This is a genomic window from Pseudomonas sp. I2 (genome assembly GCF_040984075.1).
Classification (GTDB): Bacteria; Pseudomonadota; Gammaproteobacteria; order Pseudomonadales; family Pseudomonadaceae; genus Aquipseudomonas; species Aquipseudomonas guariconensis_B.
On sequence record NZ_JBCGFQ010000008.1, the window covers coordinates 1 to 17,339 of the forward strand.

General features: G+C 61.1%; 19 protein-coding genes. 4 read left to right on the plus strand and 15 right to left on the minus strand.

Translation table 11 applies throughout. The features are described from left to right. Positions 1–33: 33 nt before the first annotated feature. The gene (locus tag WCE05_RS05770) at positions 34–744 is read right to left on the minus strand and encodes a tRNA-uridine aminocarboxypropyltransferase (protein WP_368815584.1); all 711 of its coding nucleotides are present in this window, start codon (positions 742–744) and stop codon (positions 34–36) included. A 204-nt stretch (positions 745–948) separates the two neighbouring features. On the opposite strand from WCE05_RS05770, the gene WCE05_RS05775 reads away from it, so the two are divergent. Beyond that, the gene (locus WCE05_RS05775) at positions 949–1,371 is read left to right on the plus strand and encodes a quorum-sensing-regulated virulence factor family protein (RefSeq protein ID WP_225787372.1); all 423 of its coding nucleotides are present in this window, start codon (positions 949–951) and stop codon (positions 1,369–1,371) included. Between the two features lies 1 nt (position 1,372). Here the strand turns inward: WCE05_RS05775 and WCE05_RS05780 are convergent, their stop codons facing one another. Next, positions 1,373–1,579 (minus strand): hypothetical protein, encoded by a 207-nt coding sequence (locus WCE05_RS05780; RefSeq protein ID WP_225787371.1) that lies wholly within the window; start codon positions 1,577–1,579, stop codon positions 1,373–1,375. A 400-nt stretch (positions 1,580–1,979) separates the two neighbouring features. Here WCE05_RS05780 and WCE05_RS05785 point away from each other — a divergent pair, with 400 nt between their 5' ends. Continuing rightward, on the plus strand, positions 1,980–3,098 hold the full coding sequence (locus WCE05_RS05785) for an LOG family protein (RefSeq protein WP_225787370.1): 1,119 nt from the start codon (positions 1,980–1,982) through the stop codon (positions 3,096–3,098). 9 nt (positions 3,099–3,107) lie between these two features. Here the strand turns inward: WCE05_RS05785 and recX are convergent, their stop codons facing one another. The 5 genes from recX to WCE05_RS05810 form a co-directional block, all read right to left on the minus strand. Then, the gene (gene recX, locus WCE05_RS05790) at positions 3,108–3,575 is read right to left on the minus strand and encodes a recombination regulator RecX (RefSeq protein ID WP_253090633.1); all 468 of its coding nucleotides are present in this window, start codon (positions 3,573–3,575) and stop codon (positions 3,108–3,110) included. Positions 3,576–3,583: 8 nt separating this feature from the next. After that, positions 3,584–4,651 carry a recombinase RecA gene (recA, locus tag WCE05_RS05795; protein ID WP_225787368.1) on the minus strand — a complete coding sequence of 356 codons (1,068 nt, stop codon included), beginning with the start codon at positions 4,649–4,651 and terminating at the stop codon, positions 3,584–3,586. A gap of 103 nt (positions 4,652–4,754) precedes the next feature. Then, positions 4,755–5,237 (minus strand): CinA family protein, encoded by a 483-nt coding sequence (locus WCE05_RS05800; protein WP_225787367.1) that lies wholly within the window; start codon positions 5,235–5,237, stop codon positions 4,755–4,757. A 123-nt stretch (positions 5,238–5,360) separates the two neighbouring features. Then, positions 5,361–5,699 carry a phage holin family protein gene (locus tag WCE05_RS05805; RefSeq protein ID WP_225787366.1) on the minus strand — a complete coding sequence of 113 codons (339 nt, stop codon included), beginning with the start codon at positions 5,697–5,699 and terminating at the stop codon, positions 5,361–5,363. A gap of 262 nt (positions 5,700–5,961) precedes the next feature. Continuing rightward, positions 5,962–6,708, minus strand: coding sequence for an XRE family transcriptional regulator (locus tag WCE05_RS05810; RefSeq protein ID WP_225787365.1), 747 nt, complete (start codon positions 6,706–6,708; stop codon positions 5,962–5,964). Positions 6,709–6,833: 125 nt separating this feature from the next. Between WCE05_RS05810 and WCE05_RS05815 the strand changes: the two genes are divergently transcribed. After that, positions 6,834–7,730, plus strand: coding sequence for a LysR substrate-binding domain-containing protein (locus WCE05_RS05815; RefSeq protein WP_225787364.1), 897 nt, complete (start codon positions 6,834–6,836; stop codon positions 7,728–7,730). A 33-nt stretch (positions 7,731–7,763) separates the two neighbouring features. On the opposite strand, the gene WCE05_RS05820 is transcribed toward WCE05_RS05815, so the two are convergent. Then, positions 7,764–9,149 carry an amino acid permease gene (locus WCE05_RS05820; RefSeq protein WP_225787363.1) on the minus strand — a complete coding sequence of 462 codons (1,386 nt, stop codon included), beginning with the start codon at positions 9,147–9,149 and terminating at the stop codon, positions 7,764–7,766. A gap of 197 nt (positions 9,150–9,346) precedes the next feature. On the opposite strand from WCE05_RS05820, the gene WCE05_RS05825 reads away from it, so the two are divergent. After that, entirely contained in the window at positions 9,347–10,183 is an 837-nt protein-coding gene (locus WCE05_RS05825; protein ID WP_253108005.1) for a phytanoyl-CoA dioxygenase family protein, read from the plus strand. 623 nt (positions 10,184–10,806) lie between these two features. On the opposite strand, the gene WCE05_RS05830 is transcribed toward WCE05_RS05825, so the two are convergent. From WCE05_RS05830 to WCE05_RS05860, 7 genes are all read right to left on the minus strand, one after another. Further along, positions 10,807–10,995, minus strand: a complete 189-nt coding sequence (locus WCE05_RS05830) for a hypothetical protein (protein WP_368815610.1) — start codon at positions 10,993–10,995, stop codon at positions 10,807–10,809. A 467-nt stretch (positions 10,996–11,462) separates the two neighbouring features. Further along, a complete protein-coding gene (locus tag WCE05_RS05835; RefSeq protein WP_368815585.1) occupies positions 11,463–13,133 on the minus strand; it encodes a hypothetical protein in 1,671 nt (556 codons plus the stop codon). Positions 13,134–13,572: 439 nt separating this feature from the next. Then, positions 13,573–14,079 (minus strand): glycoside hydrolase family 19 protein, encoded by a 507-nt coding sequence (locus tag WCE05_RS05840; protein WP_368815586.1) that lies wholly within the window; start codon positions 14,077–14,079, stop codon positions 13,573–13,575. Positions 14,080–14,101: 22 nt separating this feature from the next. After that, positions 14,102–15,154, minus strand: coding sequence for a phage late control D family protein (locus WCE05_RS05845; RefSeq protein ID WP_368815587.1), 1,053 nt, complete (start codon positions 15,152–15,154; stop codon positions 14,102–14,104). A 54-nt stretch (positions 15,155–15,208) separates the two neighbouring features. Continuing rightward, entirely contained in the window at positions 15,209–15,415 is a 207-nt protein-coding gene (locus WCE05_RS05850; RefSeq protein ID WP_368815588.1) for a tail protein X, read from the minus strand. After that, positions 15,390–16,235 carry a phage tail protein gene (locus tag WCE05_RS05855; RefSeq protein ID WP_368815589.1) on the minus strand — a complete coding sequence of 282 codons (846 nt, stop codon included), beginning with the start codon at positions 16,233–16,235 and terminating at the stop codon, positions 15,390–15,392. Before WCE05_RS05855 ends, WCE05_RS05850 begins: the two co-directional genes overlap by 26 nt. Before the next feature lie 9 nt (positions 16,236–16,244). Next, positions 16,245–17,171 carry a hypothetical protein gene (locus tag WCE05_RS05860; RefSeq protein WP_368815590.1) on the minus strand — a complete coding sequence of 309 codons (927 nt, stop codon included), beginning with the start codon at positions 17,169–17,171 and terminating at the stop codon, positions 16,245–16,247. Between the last annotated feature and the right edge of the window lie 168 nt (positions 17,172–17,339).

A 17,339-nucleotide genomic window follows, 5' to 3' on the forward strand; every position in this document is an offset into this window, starting at 1 on the left:
GTATGAACCAATCCGCCCCGCCTGCCCCTTGGACTATAGGAAGGTATGCAAACGCTGGTGGATGTCGTCCTGCAGGTCGAGCGGCAGGTGCCGCTTGGCGCTGAGGTAGTGCAGGCTGAACACGTCCAGATAGGCATCCAGCGCCTGGGCGGCGTGCTGATCGCCCGCCAGTTCCAGGCACATCGCCGCCACTTCGGCGGTGCAGAAATGGTCGTCGCGCTTGGAGCGGCGCAGGCGGTAGCGGGACATCTGCTCGGCCTGCAGGCTCAATACCGGGAAACGGTCCAGGTACGGACTCTTGCGAAACATCTTGCGCGCTTCGGTCCAAGTGGCGTCGAGCAGGATGAACAGCGGCCGCTTGCCCGGCTCGCACTGTACATCGCCCACTACCCGCTGCGGGGCGACAAACTCGCCCGGGAAGACAATATAGGGCTGCCACTGGGGCTGCTCGAGCAGCCCCAGCAAGCGTTGGTCGACCTCGGTGCGCTGCCAGCCGAACGCCGAGGTGTCCTCGACCAGGTCGGCGATCAGCCAGCCGGTATTGGTCGGCTTGAGCGGCTCGGTGTCGTGCATCAGCAGGCACACGCCCGAGTTGGCCTGCACCCTGGGCTTCAAGGCACACAGGCAGTGACTGGCGATGACCCGGCAATCCGGGCAGCGGACCGCACGCGAGCCGCGGGCGATGAAGGGTTTGTTGCTGCGGGCCAGGCGTTCGGCGCGCAAGCGCGCTACCGCATGGCTCATGCTTGCAAGCCTCTGGACAGGGAAGGAATGGACACTGCGACGACTCGGCGGGAAACAAAGCGCCAGTCTACCAGAGGCCGAGCCATTTGCCGTGCAGAGCGGCAATCCGGTCCCTTATAATCGCCACCTGGCACAGATGCGCCGTCATGGAACGCAGCCCGCCGGCGCAGGTCAAAGTGCCAGTTATCGAACCAGGAGAGATTCATGCCGCGCCTTATCATCCCGACACTGAGCCTGCTGCTCGCCCTGCCCTTGGCGGCCCAGGCGGCTTCCAAGCAGGAATACGAGCTGAACCAGATGCTGGAGAAGGTTGCCAAGGAAAGCAGTGTCGGCACACCGCGCGCGATCAACGAAGACATCCTCGACCAGGGTTACACCGTCGAGAAGGGCAAGGCGTTGATCAACCACCTGAGCGTGCGCGAAAGCCATGCTGCGCAGATGCGCGCCAATCCGGAGCAGGTGCGCAGCCAGCTGGGTGACAGCGTGTGCCGTAACACGGGGTTCCGCCAGTTGATGTCCAAGGGGGCGGTGATGGTCTACCGCTTCACCGTCTACAAGACCAACCAGCCGGTCATGGACCAGGCCTTCGATGCCGCCAGCTGCGTGGCCGGCAACAAGAGGAAGTAACTCAGGCGATCCGACCGTTGTCATTGGCGCGCCGCTGTTCTTCATCGGCGCGCAGCTCGGCCAGCAGGGCCTGGAGGTAGCGTGAATGTCGCTCTGCTCCTTCCAGCCTGCGCCGGCATTCGGCCTCCAGGCTCAGGTGATTGGCCCGGGCCGCATTCTCCAGCAGCTGGTACAGCCGCCCGTCCACCTCGATGACCAGCCGACGCATACTGCCACCTCCTGCATCGAGACCTTTTCGCACTCCCAGTTAACCAAAGCCCCACGGTAGTTGGATCCCTTCCGACCAGTGGTCAGGGCGACGCAGGTGCCGAAGGTAAGCGCCGTGGTGTCTTGCACACCTTCCCCGGCACGATCAGGTGCCAGGGTCTAGATTGATAGCGAATACCTGTACATTTTCCGGCGTGCGAGGAGACGTCGAGGACGCGGTATGCTGGCCCTGGAACAACGACAACATGATGGACTTCCTACCACTGCACCATGGCCTTGAAGGCCTACTGCAATGCTCGGGATGCACACTCGAGCCACAGCAGCCGGCGACACACGCAGTGTCGCGATCGGAGCACGCCATCGGCCCGGTCAAGAGGTGTTGCTGCAGAAGGAGACGTTGAATGCCTTACCAACCGAACGAACTCTTGTTCAACCATTTCAGGGACAACGGCATCGACCTGAGCAAGATCGAGGAGCAATTGCAACTGGTCGCGCCGAACAGCCCCAACCTGCCGCTTTACCGCGACATGATGCTGACCATCCTGCGCATGGCCCACGACGACAGCAATCGCTGGAACGCCAAGATCACCCTGCAGGCCCTGCGCGAACTGGACCATTCCTTCCGTACCCTGGAGCGCTACAAAGGCCGGCGCAAGGTCACCGTGTTCGGCTCGGCCCGTACGCCCCTGGAACATCCGATGTACGCCTTGGCACGGGAGCTGGGCGCAACCCTGGCGCGCTCCGACCTGATGGTCATCACCGGTGCCGGTGGCGGCATCATGGCGGCGGCCCACGAAGGCGCGGGCACAGAACACAGCCTGGGCTTCAACATCACCCTGCCGTTCGAGCAGCATGCCAATGCCACTGTCGACGGTACCGACAAGCTGCTGCCCTTCCATTTCTTCTTCATCCGCAAGCTGTTCTTCGTCAAGGAAGCCGATGCCCTGGTGCTCTGCCCAGGCGGCTTCGGCACCCTGGACGAGGCGCTGGAGGTGCTGACCCTGATCCAGACCGGCAAGAGCCCCCTGGTACCGGTGGTACTGCTGGATTCGCCGGGCGGCACCTTCTGGCGCGATGCACTGGATTTCATCAGCCGCCAGTTGGAAGAGAACCGCTACATCCTGCCCAGCGACCTGAAGCTGCTGCGCCTGGTGCACAGCGCCGACGAAGCGGTGGAGGAAATCAACCAATTCTACAGCAACTACCACTCCAGCCGCTGGCTGAAGAACCAGTTCGTGATCCGCATGCACCATCCGCTCAGCGAGGCTGCACTCTACGATATCCAGGAAGGCTTCGCCGACCTGCGCCTGAGCGGCAAATACCACCAGCAGCCTGACAGTGGGATCGAACACGAGGTGGGTAATTTCAGCCACCTGACGCGGCTGACCTTCGCCTTCAATGGCCGCGACCAGGGGCGCCTGCGTGAGCTGGTGGACTTCATCAATGTTCCGGAAAACTGGGCCAAACCCCAGCCGATGCATACGACCCAGCGCGCCAGGGAGGCCTTGAAGGTCAGTTGAGCCAGCAGGCTAATCGTCGAAACCTCGGCCGCTGAGCAGGCGGCCGATCATCTCCATGGAAAAGCCACGGTAGGCGAGGAATCGGGTCTGCTGGGCCCGGCTGCGGGGATCATGGGGACGCTGCCCGGCGAACTTGCGCTGCCAGACATCCTGCAACCGGGCTGCCCAGTCCACCCCACTTTCACGCAGGGCCTGGTCGATATCGCCACGGTTCAGGCCACGCTGGCCGAGTTCCTCGCGAATACGCGCGGGGCCATAGCCGGCATTGGAACGATGGGAAATGAAGCTCTCGAGGTAGCGGGCTTCACTGAGCAGCCCTTCTTCGGCAAGCCGATCGAGCGCCTGCTCGATCAGCTCATCCGATGCGCCACGCTGACGCAACTTGCGTGTCAGCTCGACGCGACCATGCTCGCGACGAGCGAGCAGGTCCATGGCGGTCCGCCGGACGGCGACGGGGGTGTCGAGTACGGCGGACATAGGGCCAATCAATAACCGGCGTCGGCGTCAGCCATGTCGTCGGCATCGGCTTCGGCAGCAGCGGCCTTGCCAGCAGCGGCGACGGCACCGGCGTTGAGCAGCTTCTCGCGGATCTGCTTCTCGATCTCGGCGGCGATGGCCGGATTCTCTTGCAGGTACTTGGCAGCGTTGGCCTTGCCCTGGCCGATCTTATTGCCCTGGTAGCTGTACCAGGCACCGGATTTTTCCACCAGGCCCTGGGACACGCCCAAGTCGATGATCTCGCCGTTGCGGTAGATGCCCTTGCCATAGAGGATCTGGAACTCGGCCTGACGGAACGGAGGCGAGACCTTGTTCTTGACGATCTTGACGCGGGTTTCGCTGCCCACCACTTCGTCGCCTTCCTTGACCGCACCGGTACGGCGGATGTCCAGGCGCACCGAGGCATAGAACTTCAGGGCGTTACCGCCGGTGGTGGTTTCCGGGCTACCGAACATCACGCCGATCTTCATGCGGATCTGGTTGATGAAGATGACCAGGCAGTTGGCGTTCTTGATGTTACCGGTGATCTTGCGCAGCGCCTGGGACATCAGGCGGGCCTGCAGGCCCACGTGCATGTCGCCCATCTCGCCTTCGATCTCGGCCTTGGGTACCAGGGCCGCCACGGAGTCGACGATGATCACGTCCACGGCGTTGGAACGCACCAGCATGTCGGTGATTTCCAGGGCCTGCTCGCCGGTGTCCGGCTGAGATACCAGCAGGTCGTCGACATTGACGCCCAGCTTGCCGGCGTACTCGGGGTCGAGGGCGTGTTCGGCGTCGACGAAGGCGCAAGTGGCGCCGTGCTTCTGGGCTTCGGCGATGACCGACAGGGTCAGGGTGGTTTTACCCGAGGATTCCGGACCGTAGATCTCGACGATACGGCCTTTCGGCAGACCGCCAATGCCCAGGGCGATGTCCAGGCCCAGGGAACCGGTGGAGATGGCCGGGATGGCCTGGCGCTCGTGGTCGCCCATGCGCATGACCGCGCCCTTGCCGAATTGGCGTTCGATCTGACCCAGGGCCGCAGCCAAGGCGCGCTTCTTGTTGTCGTCCATTGAAATCCTCACGTGATCGACTGGCCCTGATCGGCCGGAATAACTGTATAAGTAGCCAGTATTATTCCACAGCGGTGCGTTCGAGCAAACCCCCAGTCGACAATTACTCCGCGCCAAGCTGTAACAAGCCGTCTAACGCGGCGATCACCGTCTGTCGGCGTACCGCTTCGCGGTCGCCATCGAAGTGCCGGCGCTCGCTGGTCACGTGCTCACCATCGGCCCAGGCCAGCCACACGGTACCCACCGGCTTTGCCGGCGAGCCGCCGTCGGGCCCGGCCACACCACTGACCGCCACGGCGAAGCGCGCCCCACTGGCGGCCTGGGCGCCGCGGACCATGGCTTCGACCACTTCCTGGCTGACCGCCCCGACCTGGGCGAACAGCGCCTCGGGTACGCCCAGCTGGCGGGTCTTCTGGGCATTGGAATAGGTCACGTAGCCGGCCTCGAACCAGGCCGAACTGCCGGGAATACGGGTGATCGCCTCGGCGATGCCGCCGCCGGTGCAGGATTCGGCGGTGCTCACCTGGGCATTGAAGCGCCGCAGGTGTTCGCCCAGACGGGTGGAGAGAACGGTGATCGGGTCCATGGCGGGCTCCTTGAAGACTGCGCATTACCCTACCACCCTGGCCTCCCCAGGCAAGGGTTCGCCCCTCAGTGGGTAGCGGACGATCTCGCGCAAGCGTCACCTGCCGGCTCCATGGCCTTCCCTCTATGGTTCGTCAGCCTGGGACGCTTCACGCAACCCCAGCCGCCTGGCCACCCAGCGCTCGTAGAACCCAATGACTACATCGGCTCCCGACATGGCGGTCATGCAGCCGAAGGCGCAGGCGGTCCAGGTCGACACGCCGCTGGCGTAGAGCAACATCACCGCCGAAACCCCGCACACCATGCAAGCTCCAGAACGCAACGCCAACCGCCGCACCAGCGACCAGCCGCGCGCACCGGCCTTGTCGGCTCGCCACATCTCGCCGCAAAGACCACCCACCACCGCCAGGACGATTACCAGCCAGAGCGGGAGTTCCAGCAACACCTGCTGCTCGTTCGCCACTGTCCTGCCTCCTTTGCAAGGCCCATCGGCATTGCCCACGGGCCGGTTGTGTTTCGAACTCGGCGTAACGACGCCTGGCCTGTAGCCGAGGCAATTCCCCCAGCGGTCGAGCCCCATGTAACAACCGATGTCAGCTGATGCGAAACAAATCTATGCATTAACGCATATACAGTCAATGCATTTCATCATATTTCCAGGCGCGATATCGGCCCCCTGGAGACGAAAAACCCGCCGAGGCGGGTTTTCAGGAAGTGGGAGGGAGTCAGCGGGCGTACATGCCCCACCAGAATACATGGCCGAGCAGGCTGATCTGCTCCTCCTGCATCTGCTGGAAACTGTAGTCCTCGTCGGGGTGTTCGTCGCGGTTGAAGCTGCGCAGGCGGATGCCCGTTGGCAGGCGATAGACCTGCTTCACGCGCAACTGGCCGTTGTGGTTGATGGCATAGAGGTCGCCATCGATGATGTCGCCGATCGCGCACCTGCCGGTGTTGACCCCCACCGTGGCGCCATCACGCAACACCGGCAGCATGCTGTTGCCCCGCACCGTCACGCACTTGGCCTGGTCGAACTGCACGCCGTTGTGGCGCAGGCTGCGCTTGCCGAAGCGCAAGCGGGCCTTCTCGCTTTCCTCGATGACGAATCTCCCTGACCCTGCTGCCAACTCGACCTCACGAAGAAAAGGAACGGACACCTCGTCATCCTCGACAGGGGTCTCGTCGTCCCACAGGCGAATGTCGCTCAATTGCGCATGGCCATGGATCGGCAGCGCTGGCGCACGGGGCTCGCCCAGTTCGGCACGACCACGCAACTGATCGGTGCTCACGCCGAAGTAGCTGGCGATCTTCGACACATGCCTGTCGGACGGATCGACGATCTTCTCGCTGAGGATGCGCGACAAGGTGGATTGAGGGACGCCCGTGCGCCGGTGCAGCTCCGTCGGTGACAGGCCGTGGCGGTCGAGCAGTGCTCTGAGTACGGTGGCTACGTTGCGTTTTTGCATACCATGCATGATGGATGCGCTGCCGGGCAAATGCAATCCATGCAGGCGATTTCCCGTCTCGCACCCCACAACCGGAGAATTCCCTGTACGCTCGGTACCCGATGCCGTCCCGGGAAGAGAGGACAAGAACAACAATGATCGGCTTTACCTTCCGTCAACTCGAATACTTCGTGGCTACCGCCGAACAAGGCAGCGTCAGCGCCGCAGCGCGAGCCAAGCATATCTCGCAACCCTCGGTGTCGCTGGCGATCTCCCAGCTCGAGGCGCTCCTTGGCGAGAAGCTGTTCCTGCGCCAGGCCAGCCGTGGCCTGGAACTGAGCCCGGCGGGGCGCCAGTTGCTCGAGCAGGCCCGCGAGATCCTGGCCATGGCGGCAGGCATAGGTAGTGCCGGAGACGAGCCGCAAGTGCTGCGAGGCAACCTGAGCCTGATCTGCTTCCAGGACCTCGGCCCCTGGTACGCGCCGCGCCTGCTCAGCGGCTTTCGCCAGCGCCACCCGGACGTCGCCATCACCCTGCTCGAGACCGACCTGGCCGGGGTCAACCGGCGCCTGAACGATGGCAAGGCGGAATTGGCGCTGACCTACGACGTGGGCCTCGATCCACAGGTCGAGCGGCGAGTGCTGGCGCAAGTGGCGCCCTACGCCCTGCTACCGGCCGATCATCCCTTGGCCCGCCAGGAGCAGGTGTCGTTGGCCGACCTGGCCGAGGAATGCCTGATTCTCGAAGACATCGCCAGAACCCGCGAGTACTTCCTCTCGCTGTTCTGGGCCCATGACCTGCAACCACGCTCCCAGCAGTTGACCCAGACCTTCGAGATGCAGCGTGGGCTGGTCGCCCATGGCTATGGCGTGGCGTTGTCGTGCACCCGACCGGCGGGAGACCAGAGCTACGATGGCCGGCCACTGGCGTGCCGGCCCTTGCGCGAGGCGGTCAGCCCGCAGTCGGTGGTGCTGGCGCAATCCGGCGCCATGCGCCCCTCGCCTGCGGCCCAGGCATTCCTGCGCTGGGCCAGCGAGCTGTTCGCGATCTAAGGCCTGTATGGCTGATGCCTGCAGGCTACGCCTTCATGCGCTGGCTGGCGCCGGGCGTGGCTGGCGCGCACCCCACAGCCAGTAACCCAGGGACAACAGGGCCAGCCAGCCAAGGCCGACGTACATGGCCATGCGGGTGTCCGGGAACCAGCCCAGCACGACGAAGATGAACAGCATGAACACGATGGCGCAGGCCGGGCCGACCGGCCACAGCGGCACCGGGAAGTCCAGGGCGGCGACCTCTTCGCGGCTCATGCCACGGCGCATGGCCACCTGGGAAAGCAGGATCATCAGCCAGACCCAGACGATGGAGAAGGTCACCACGGCGGCGAGCACCAGGAACAGGTTCTCAGGCACCAGGTAGTTGAGCACCACCCCCAGCAGCAGGGCGACGCCCATCACCAGCACGGTCATCCAGGGCACGCCGAAGCGCGACAGACGGGCGAAACCAGCGGGTGCCTGGCCGTTCTGGGCCATGCCGTACATCATGCGTCCGGCGCTGAAGATATCGCTGTTGATCGCCGACACCGCCGCCGAGATCACCACGATGTTGAGCAGGGTCGCCGCCGACTCGATGCCCAGGCCGCTGAAGATCTGCACGAAGGGGCTGCCTTGGCTGCCGATGTTGGTCCAGGGATAGATGGCCATCAGCACCAGCAGGGTCAACACATAGAACAGCAGGATACGCAGCGGCACCGAATTGATCGCCTTGGGCAGCACACGCTTGGGGTCCTTGGCCTCGCCGGCGGTGATGCCGATCATCTCGACGCCACCGAAGGCGAACATCACCACGGTGAACGAGGCGATCATCCCGCCGACGCCATTGGGGAAGAACCCGCCATGGCTCCACAGGTTGGAAAACCCTGTCACCGCCTCGGCGCCATTGCCCAGCTGGATGCCGAACAGCAGTACCGCGCCGCCGGCCAGGATCATCGCGACGATGGCCGTGACCTTGAGCAACGACAGCCAGAACTCCATCTCGCCGAACACCTTGACGCTGCACAGGTTCAGCGCGCCGATGAAACAGACGATGCCCAGCACCCAGATCCAGCGCGGCGTATCGGGGAACCACAGGCCCATGTAGACACCGAAGGCCGTGACGTCGGCCAGGCACACCACCAGCATGGAGAACGCATAGCTCCAGCCGGTGAGAAAGCCCAGGTAGCGGCCCAGGTACTGGCTGGTGTACAGCCCGAAGGAACCGGACACCGGGTTGCGTACCGCCATTTCGCCGAGGGCACGCATCATCATGTAGATGGCCGCGCCACCGATCAGGTAGGCCAACAGTACCGATGGCCCGGCCAGCTTGATCGCCGACGCCGAGCCGTAGAACAGCCCGGTGCCGATCGCCGACCCCAACGCCATGAAGCGGATATGCCGGGTGCTCAGGCCCCGTCGCAGGTTGTTGTGCTCGTTCATCCCAGGAGCTCCTCATTGTTCTTGTTCTTGGCCGGCAGCGCGGGCTGCCGTGGAAGGCGTCACGCAAGGCCCGGAAACCGCAGGGCGCAGGGCTATTAACCGGCCAATCGGGAGGCAAGACAACAAGGCGGGGCATACAGAATAGCTATAGTGGCGAATAGGAATTCTGTGATTTACCCAGCCCTCTCCGGCACCCGATGCTGGTGCCACGACCACAACGAGAGGGTTGCCCCGTGAATCCCCATATCGAAGATTTCCAGCGTGATGGCGCAGTGATCCTGCGCGGTGTTTTCAAGGACTGGGTCGAACGCCTGCGCGAAGGCTTCGAGCAGAACCTGGCCGAACCCAGCGCCTTCGCCATCGAGAACGTCGACGCCGGCGAGGGCGGACGGTTCTTCGAGGACTACTGCAACTGGCAGCGCATTCCCGCCTTCACGGACTTCGTGATCAACTCCCCCGCGGCAGCGCTGGCCGGCGAACTGATGGGCGCGCAGCAGGTGCAGGTATTCCACGACCACATCCTGGTCAAGGAGCCCGGCACCGCCAAGCCCACCCCTTGGCACCAGGACCTGCCCTACTACTGCGTCGACGGCCTGCAGACCGCCAGTTACTGGATCCCCCTGGACCCGGTCACCCGGCAAAACACCCTGAGCGTGGTGCTCGGCTCGCATCGCTGGCCCAAGCCGGTGCGTCCCAAGCGCTGGGCCAGCAACCAGGACTTCTACGGCGCCACCGATGCCGACGGCCAGAACCTGTTCATGGACATGCCCGACGTGGAGAACGGCGAATACCAGATCCTCTCGCCGGAGCTGGAGCCTGGCGACGCCATCGTCTTCGACTTCCGCACCGTGCACGGCGCAGCGGGCAACGCCGGGACGGGCAGGCGACGGGCGTTCTCCACCCGCTTCCTGGGGGATGACGTGCGCTATGTACAGCGCCCGGGCCGCACCTCGCCGCCCTTCCCCGGTATCGGCCTTACCGATGGCGAGCGCATGCGCGAGGACTGGTTCCCGGTGGTATGGAAGCGAGGCTGAAGTCTGCTACGGGGTCAGGCTGCAGGTGGTGGATGCCAGGTCTGGCCCTACCTGGCGACGAGGATGCTTTTCTCGTTGCCATCCGCCGCCTGATCCTGATTAGGTGCATAAAAGAAATCCCTGTGCGATCGATGCCCCAGCCCAGGCTGAGGCATTCGCTTTCTTGCCAGGCAGATGGACGCACGCCTGGGTTTCCCGTGCTGAAATTGGCGCTCCCGTGGTAACCTCCCTACCCTGCAAGGCAGCGGAGATAATCCCTCCCGCCATCAGCATCATCGTTGCCTGATGAACCGGCTGAACCCATCATCGTGAAGGGCAATATCGCCTTCGATGCAAAGCCCCAAATTTGCCCCACACATTTGAGACAAGCTTCATAAGCCCTTGATGAACAAAGCAATTTCAGATTTTTCCGCACATACCCCGATGATGCAGCAGTAGCATTAAAATTCGAGTGCAGGCCGCCAGACATGCGGCCTACACTATTTCCACGTCTAATACTTTTTCTCAAGTTTCGTCCGTTTTCGCCCAGTAATGGCAAGGGCCGGCAGCGCTGTTTTAGACGCCTCCCCCGACACTCTGCCAACCTTCAATCCCGCCCCCTGAAAACAATGTCTAGCCACAATCTAGTGGCGAACCAAGTCCTGATGCCCGAGCGCGTACAACTGATAGTCCGTCACGGCCTGATACAGCGACTCAGCCAGCAGCCGTAGGCGCTCGACCTCCTCCGACGCCGCGCCAGAGTCCTCGGCTTCGTGATACCGACGCAACGCATCGATCGCCTGCTGCATTAGCGGTGCGCCGGCGAGAATCATTCCTTCCAAGGTGCGCTTCACGGGTGACTGCTCCGTCCAGACGGTCTGGAGAGTATAGGCTGCGGCATGCGCTCTCAGCGGCCTAAGCTGCTCTCATGCCCAATCAGCTACCGGTGCAACCAACCCCAACACCACCCGCCTCCTAGCGTCCTACGAAACCTCTCCCCCGTGATGGATTGGGCAGGTTCTTTCTAAAGGCATTATTCTGCGTGGCCTCTAGAGCCCCATTCCCTACTTCGTACCATTTTTGTACCACCTTCCCCGCGCCAGACCCCACAAGCAGTGGTTGGCATTGGCTCCTCCTAGAGATGGTCAACTAGCATTTATACCTTTCAGTCCAAGACCCTAGCTTTTGAACTTCAGTTACACACCACTCGGTTCGCTCACTGCTCCAGCATCCACCTGCGGTGGTCCTCACATTGGGACCATGCTCGCCATGGCATCATGGCCCCAATAGGGAAGAGCTATTAAATAGCCCCCTTCTCTGCGGCTCTACGCTTAAAGCGCCTCTTTCCTTTCCGGTGTGGCTTTTTGGGTTTTCTGGGCTCCATTGGGGCCTCCGGCTGATCTTTAAAGCGCTTTCCAATATCTAACGCCTTGGCAATCCCAGGGTTGATCATCAAGTCGTCAACTGGTTTTACTTTAGGCGCTATATTATTCAGCGAGCGCTCTCGATATGACCAATGGTAGTAAGTGCCCGATTGATCATCAGTATCCTCTCTATACCCAATGACATTGACATCGTAGAAGAATTGCAGCAATGACTCTGCGTCTCGCAAATACTGCCTATTGTAGATAGTCTCGCCTTTCGCCCACCGAGAAAAGCCATTAAAATAACTTGAAAACTCAGAGAAAGTAAAAGTAGACTTCCCATCTAAAAATTGGAAGAACTTCAAATAACATCCAAAATCTTCAGGCGTCATATAAAATGCAGCGTAATTTCTAACCTCCCCAAGAAGATAGTCAGAAGCATCATTAGTAAACCCTGGATCACTTATTAGCTTGGGTGAAAACTGAGTTTGCCCCCCTAGCCCCTTGCTCAGGTGTAGACCCCGTAATATTTTTATGAATGTCAAGAAATCCCGAGGCTTTTGAAAGGATCCTCGCAAAAACTTTTTAAATATCTCAAGCGCACCCGGCTGATCAGAAAAATAATTACACCACGCATCACTTGGTGACACATGAGAGCCGTTCTGGCTCGCAAGAAATTTACCGACAACCTCGAAAAGCGGCGATGAAGATGCATTTGCTTCCGTAGTATGCCAAGTGAGGAAGACTGTATTATCTTGTATTCTAGAATTGGAATTGTAGATATTCAAAGAATGGAACACGTCAGGACGAACCAGCAGCACAATTTTTATGCGCCCCTTAGAGTCTCGAATACCGTTAAAAAATTCTGTATTTAACTGCCATGCTGCCTCACCAAGCCCTTTGATGCAGTCCATGTATTCACGATACGTTACAGATGACGGCCTAAAATCGATACCATCGATAAATACGATATGATTATGGCTAAGCGACAAAGAGGCAATTGCTTCCTTTAGAGTCGTCTCATTTTCTAACAGGTGATGCTTTATCTCTTCAGTTCTCGATGAAAGCTCAAGACTACCCTCCGCTGTAACTTTTAGGGGATCAACACCCAGTTCACCGCTGGTCGTTATGCTTTTCAACGATTCAAGAGCGCTATCAATCTCCGGATTAAGCGAGCTGCGATTCCATTTTTTAAGTGCCTCCTCGACCGCCGCAAACTTTCCAGTCATTCTCTGAAGAACGCCCCTTGATTTATCGATAATAACTTGAGAGGTTGCAGACAAAAGTATAGATCGCCAAATATTGGCATAATCACTATAATGAAGTTTCCCATTCTTCTTTAAAGCAATGAATCTTTTATACTGCGTATCTGTTAGCGTTATGGTTTTGCAGTGGTTTTTCTCATATTTATTATTTTCCAAATATGTTGCATATGCTGTTTTTCCGGCACCCTTCTCCCCCATTAAATAATATATCGAGGGCGCCACAAGCCTATCTAACTCCTCTGTGCGCAAAAATAATTTATTAAAAAATTCCTTTTCAATCCGGCTACGGTAATTCACCGCATCGTTGAACGGATCCCTCAGCTCATTAATTTTTTTCCACATGCCCTTTCCCTTAAATGCATTTAGGCTCTCCGGCCGGAAGGTAGCATAAGGCCACTAAAGATTGTAGCGGCTCCTGTCAACACACTCCAATTGTGCTGGGATACTAACCAGAAAAAGCGCCCATGCCCCGTATTCAAAGGGCTTGAGCGCTTTTTCGTATCCACCTGCAAGACGCCTAAAGGGGCATAGAATGGCGCTCGGGTTGCTCCATTTTTGCCCCACGCCTTGCGAGGCATCCTCCAGCTTTGCCAGCGACACGCCACGACCTTACACTGTATGCACGCACAGTTATTTATCGTGAGTTCTCCATTGTCTACTGACGTAATCGATGCCGCCCCTCTTCGATTAGTCCTGGATGACGACCAGCTCGAGGCCATGGAATGGCTGATGGATCAATTGCCGCTTGGCTTCCTGCCCGGGCACCGCGCCAAAGCACGCACTATGCTCGGCTGGAGCGTAGAAGCCCTACCGGTGCAGGTTGGGGTCGCATGAAGTACAACGCGGCGCCGCCGGCGAAGACTTCGACATAGCATTCATGAGGGGGAAAGAGAGGGATCACCGGGTGCTCGAGCAGCTCCGGCGTGCTGAGCAGGCGACTGTCACCGAACAGCGCTTCGCTGCAGGCTTCGTAGTTGGCCCGCCCGGTGACCTGGATCAGGCCGCGACCGCGATACTTCTGGCCATCACCGTCGGCCTCGGGCGTGTTGCCCAGGCGCTGGGCCAGGCGGCCGGTGTCGTACTTCGACAGGTACTTGTCGTTGCCCAGCTCGCGCACGTAGCGAAGCTGGCCCGACTCATGGCCGACCTGGGCGATGAACGCTGCCGTACGCAGGCGGGTAACAATGCCGTACTTGCCCATCGCGGCGTTGAGGCCAGGAACAAAAACGCCGGCTTGGCGGCCGGCGTTGGGGAGGATCTGCTGCAGCTGTTTTTCAGTAATTGCCATGGGTATCTCCTGTGGTGGCCGCTCAGGCCGAATTCAGTTGCACCACTTTCAGTGGCTTGGTTTCTTTCTTCTTTTTGCCTTTGGCCTTGGCCTTGCCTTTCTTGCCGCCGTTGCACTCGACTGCGGTCGTCCAACCAGCCGGGGTGAACACCTGCTCGACTCCATCGACCAGGTACTGGCCATCCAGCCCAATCTTGAAGCCCTGGGCATCGATTACCCGTTCAGCAAACAGGTCGGTCCTACCCGCCATCTCCAGGCGCACTCCGGCGGTACTGCGGTTGAACGCAGCCAGACGAGCCTTGGCAGCGGCCTCGGCAGCGCTCTTGTTGGGGTAGATGTGGCGGTCTGTGTGGACCGCCGGCAGGCCGTCGGGAGCATCTTCGTTACCCAGCTCGATCACCTTCAGTTCGCCGGTCTTCTTGTCCTGGTGCTGGGTCTTCACGGACTTCTGCGTCGAGCGATCACCCAGGCGGAACTCGTAGCGAGCCACATCGGTTTTGTGGATGATCACCGCGCCAAAGGCCTTGCCCGTGGTGCTCACCTGAGCTTGGCGCGGCATGACAAGCAGCTTGCCGTCGGCGACCTTGGCGGTGCAGTCGTATTGCTTAGCCAGGCGGGTGATGAAGTTGAAATCCGACTCATTGCGCTGGTCGGCGCGCTCGACCTTGGTCTGGACTGGGCAGACCGGCTCCCAGCCATTGCGCTTGGCGATTTCGCTGACAATCTGGGAGAGCGGGACGTTTTCCCAACTGCCGCTGCGAATGGTCTTGCCGCTGCCACGCATGTCGCTGGCCTTGCCGCGAATGATCAGCGTGTCAGGCGGGCCAGACAGTTGAACCTGATCCACCAGGTACGAACCCATACGCGTCAGCACCTGGCCCTGGTATCCCATCAGAATCTCAACTTTGCTGCCGCGCCCCGGCAGCGCAACCGCTTGGTCGCGATCATCGATTCGCAGCTCGAATTCATCCGACTCCATCCCGGGCTTATCCGACAGCCGCAGCAACATCAGACGGTCGTTGATCAGCGCAGTGACGTCCTTGCCGTCGGCAATGATGCGATAGGTGGGTTGCATGGTTCCTCCAATAAAAAGCCTCGCACTGGGCGGGGCTCGTAACGTGAAGCGGAATCAGCCGAATATCTGCAGCAGTTCCACGGCCGGTGCGGACAGGTCTGGCAGATGGATGACCAGGCCGGCGCGGTAGGGTTGCGCCTCCCTGGCAAGATCCGGATTTGCCTCGAGCACCGCCTCAACCGTGCCGTTCAGGTGCCCGTAGTACTGCTGACAGATCACATCGAGCAGATCCCCGTCAGACGTTCTGCAGGTCGTTGCCATAGCTCACGAACTCCAACGAGAAGGCTTGTTTTCGAGGAATGCCGCCGGCGAGCAGGTTGCTCTGTTCTTCCTCGACACTGAGCAAGCACCAGTCCCCCAGCACCTCGCCATACCCCGTCACCAGGTTCAGCGGCTGCAGGCTCCGACCGATACTGCGAAGCGTATTGAGCTGGCCAATACCGCCCTTGTAACCCGGGAAGATCACCCCCTTGAGGGTAATCTTCTCCTCGCCCAGGCTGACCGCCTGCTGGGCTACAGTGCGTCGCAAGCGCTCCTGCCCCGCCCAGCGGAACGACGCTTGTCGACGAAGTTCGTCGAATGCCGCCGTGTCCAGGTTGAAGTAGTACGGCTGTGCGTCCGGCCGGTGGGGTTGAATAATCAACAGGTGTGGAAACGGCTTCACCGCCTCGGGCTGCGGCGTGACTTCGGCGGCGAGGCTGGCGGTCGGCACGACCGGGGCCAGCGTCGGGCTGATGGTGCCTGCCACCCGCCCCACTTCCGAGCGGACCTTGGCGGCCTGCTCCTTGAATGCCCCCAGGCGTTCCTGCACTTGGCTAGCCGCGGATACGGCCTGGCCGTACTTGGCAGCCACCTCACCGACGCGGGACTGTGCAACCCCAATACCACGCACTACCCTGCCCAGCTTCTCGCCGATCACCGGCCCCACGAACGGTACGTTTTCCAAGTCCGCCGCCGCGCCGGTGATGTCACTCACCGCTCCCGTCAACGGCCCCAACATGCCATCCAGGCTCTGCCTGCCCGCTTCCCCGGCCGCGACCAGCCATTTCAGCGCAGACTGCAATTGCTCCATGTATGCCATGGTACCTCCTTAAACGTGTGGGGCATCGAACAACTGGACCGCGCTCTGCCGACTCGCGACGTCGCGCAAGATCGCCTCCACCTGACGCCTGATGTGAGGCTCCAAGTCGCTGGCAAACCGAGCCGGATCCTTCATGTCGCCCTGCACTACCACCGGAATGCTCAGCGAGAGCTGAAACGACTGCTCTACTTTCGGCGGCGGCGCCTTCGCGGCCGGGGCCGGCTTGGCCACCTCCAACACCGGCGGCGCTGGTGGCACCGCCTTCACCAAGTCGCGGACCAGGTCTCCGGGAGCCAGCGGTGCCGGTTCTGGCTTGGCGCGCACGGTGTCACCGACAACCGGCGGGACCACCCTCGGCACCACGGGCAGCGCCGTGCGTGTCTCTCCCATCGAAGCGCCTGGTGGATCGGATCTGACCGGCTTGGCGGCTTCAGCAGGCGACTCTGGCTTGGGGCGCACAACATCACCGACCACCGGTGAAACCACCGTCGGTACTACAGCCTTCGTGGTGCGTGAAGCATCCCCCAACGCATTGGACGGATCCGACATGGGCGGCTTGCTGGAAGCCTCGGCACCCGGCAGGACATTGGTGCGCATCGCATCACCGATGGCCGGCGAAGCAGGTGCTTCCCGATCCCTGGCCGGGCCGGCTGGCTCAGCCTCACCGAACAGTTTCTTGCCCAGCCAGCCCCCGAGCGACTCACCTCCCATGCCGCCCAGGACTGCGCCAAGCGCACCGCCGACTGCCGTCCCCAACACCGGGACGACCGAGCCGATCGCCGCGCCTGCAGCTGCTCCCGCAAGCGTCCCCGCAAGACTGCCCGCTGCACCACCGTAGCCCTCGGCTTTTTCGTCCTGAGTCTCGGCATTCAGCGCAACATCAAGCGCTTCCGCACCAGCGTCCACGACGTTGCCGCCCGGCAGGCGCTTGGCCAACCGGGTGACACCCCTGATCGAGCGAGCCACCCGACCAAGATCTTCCGCCCCCGCTGCAGCAGGCACAGCGGCGAAGAGCCCTGCACGACTGAGGGCCGGTACTGCTGGCTTGGTCGACGGCGTGCTCAACGGCGCAGGCGTGCCCCTGGCTCGGGGGCGGACGGTACT

What these genes read in the sequence shown, in the direction of transcription:
- WCE05_RS05835 (WP_368815585.1), bottom strand. Translation starts at nt 13,133, where the DNA reads ATGTGGAAAAAAATTAATGAGCTGAGGGATCCGTTCAACGATGCGGTG.
- WCE05_RS05830 (WP_368815610.1), bottom strand. Translation starts at nt 10,995, where the DNA reads ATGATTCTCGCCGGCGCACCGCTAATGCAGCAGGCGATCGATGCGTTG.
- recA (WP_225787368.1), bottom strand. Translation starts at nt 4,651, where the DNA reads ATGGACGACAACAAGAAGCGCGCCTTGGCTGCGGCCCTGGGTCAGATC.
- WCE05_RS05780 (WP_225787371.1), bottom strand. Translation starts at nt 1,579, where the DNA reads ATGCGTCGGCTGGTCATCGAGGTGGACGGGCGGCTGTACCAGCTGCTG.
- WCE05_RS05800 (WP_225787367.1), bottom strand. Translation starts at nt 5,237, where the DNA reads ATGGACCCGATCACCGTTCTCTCCACCCGTCTGGGCGAACACCTGCGG.
- recX (WP_253090633.1), bottom strand. Translation starts at nt 3,575, where the DNA reads ATGTCCGCCGTACTCGACACCCCCGTCGCCGTCCGGCGGACCGCCATG.
- WCE05_RS05775 (WP_225787372.1), top strand. Translation starts at nt 949, where the DNA reads ATGCCGCGCCTTATCATCCCGACACTGAGCCTGCTGCTCGCCCTGCCC.
- WCE05_RS05850 (WP_368815588.1), bottom strand. Translation starts at nt 15,415, where the DNA reads ATGGCAACGACCTGCAGAACGTCTGACGGGGATCTGCTCGATGTGATC.
- WCE05_RS05770 (WP_368815584.1), bottom strand. Translation starts at nt 744, where the DNA reads ATGAGCCATGCGGTAGCGCGCTTGCGCGCCGAACGCCTGGCCCGCAGC.
- WCE05_RS05825 (WP_253108005.1), top strand. Translation starts at nt 9,347, where the DNA reads ATGCTGGTGCCACGACCACAACGAGAGGGTTGCCCCGTGAATCCCCAT.
- WCE05_RS05855 (WP_368815589.1), bottom strand. Translation starts at nt 16,235, where the DNA reads ATGGCATACATGGAGCAATTGCAGTCTGCGCTGAAATGGCTGGTCGCG.
- WCE05_RS05820 (WP_225787363.1), bottom strand. Translation starts at nt 9,149, where the DNA reads ATGAACGAGCACAACAACCTGCGACGGGGCCTGAGCACCCGGCATATC.
- WCE05_RS05815 (WP_225787364.1), top strand. Translation starts at nt 6,834, where the DNA reads ATGATCGGCTTTACCTTCCGTCAACTCGAATACTTCGTGGCTACCGCC.
- WCE05_RS05840 (WP_368815586.1), bottom strand. Translation starts at nt 14,079, where the DNA reads ATGGCAATTACTGAAAAACAGCTGCAGCAGATCCTCCCCAACGCCGGC.
- WCE05_RS05845 (WP_368815587.1), bottom strand. Translation starts at nt 15,154, where the DNA reads ATGCAACCCACCTATCGCATCATTGCCGACGGCAAGGACGTCACTGCG.
- WCE05_RS05785 (WP_225787370.1), top strand. Translation starts at nt 1,980, where the DNA reads ATGCCTTACCAACCGAACGAACTCTTGTTCAACCATTTCAGGGACAAC.
- WCE05_RS05810 (WP_225787365.1), bottom strand. Translation starts at nt 6,708, where the DNA reads ATGCATGGTATGCAAAAACGCAACGTAGCCACCGTACTCAGAGCACTG.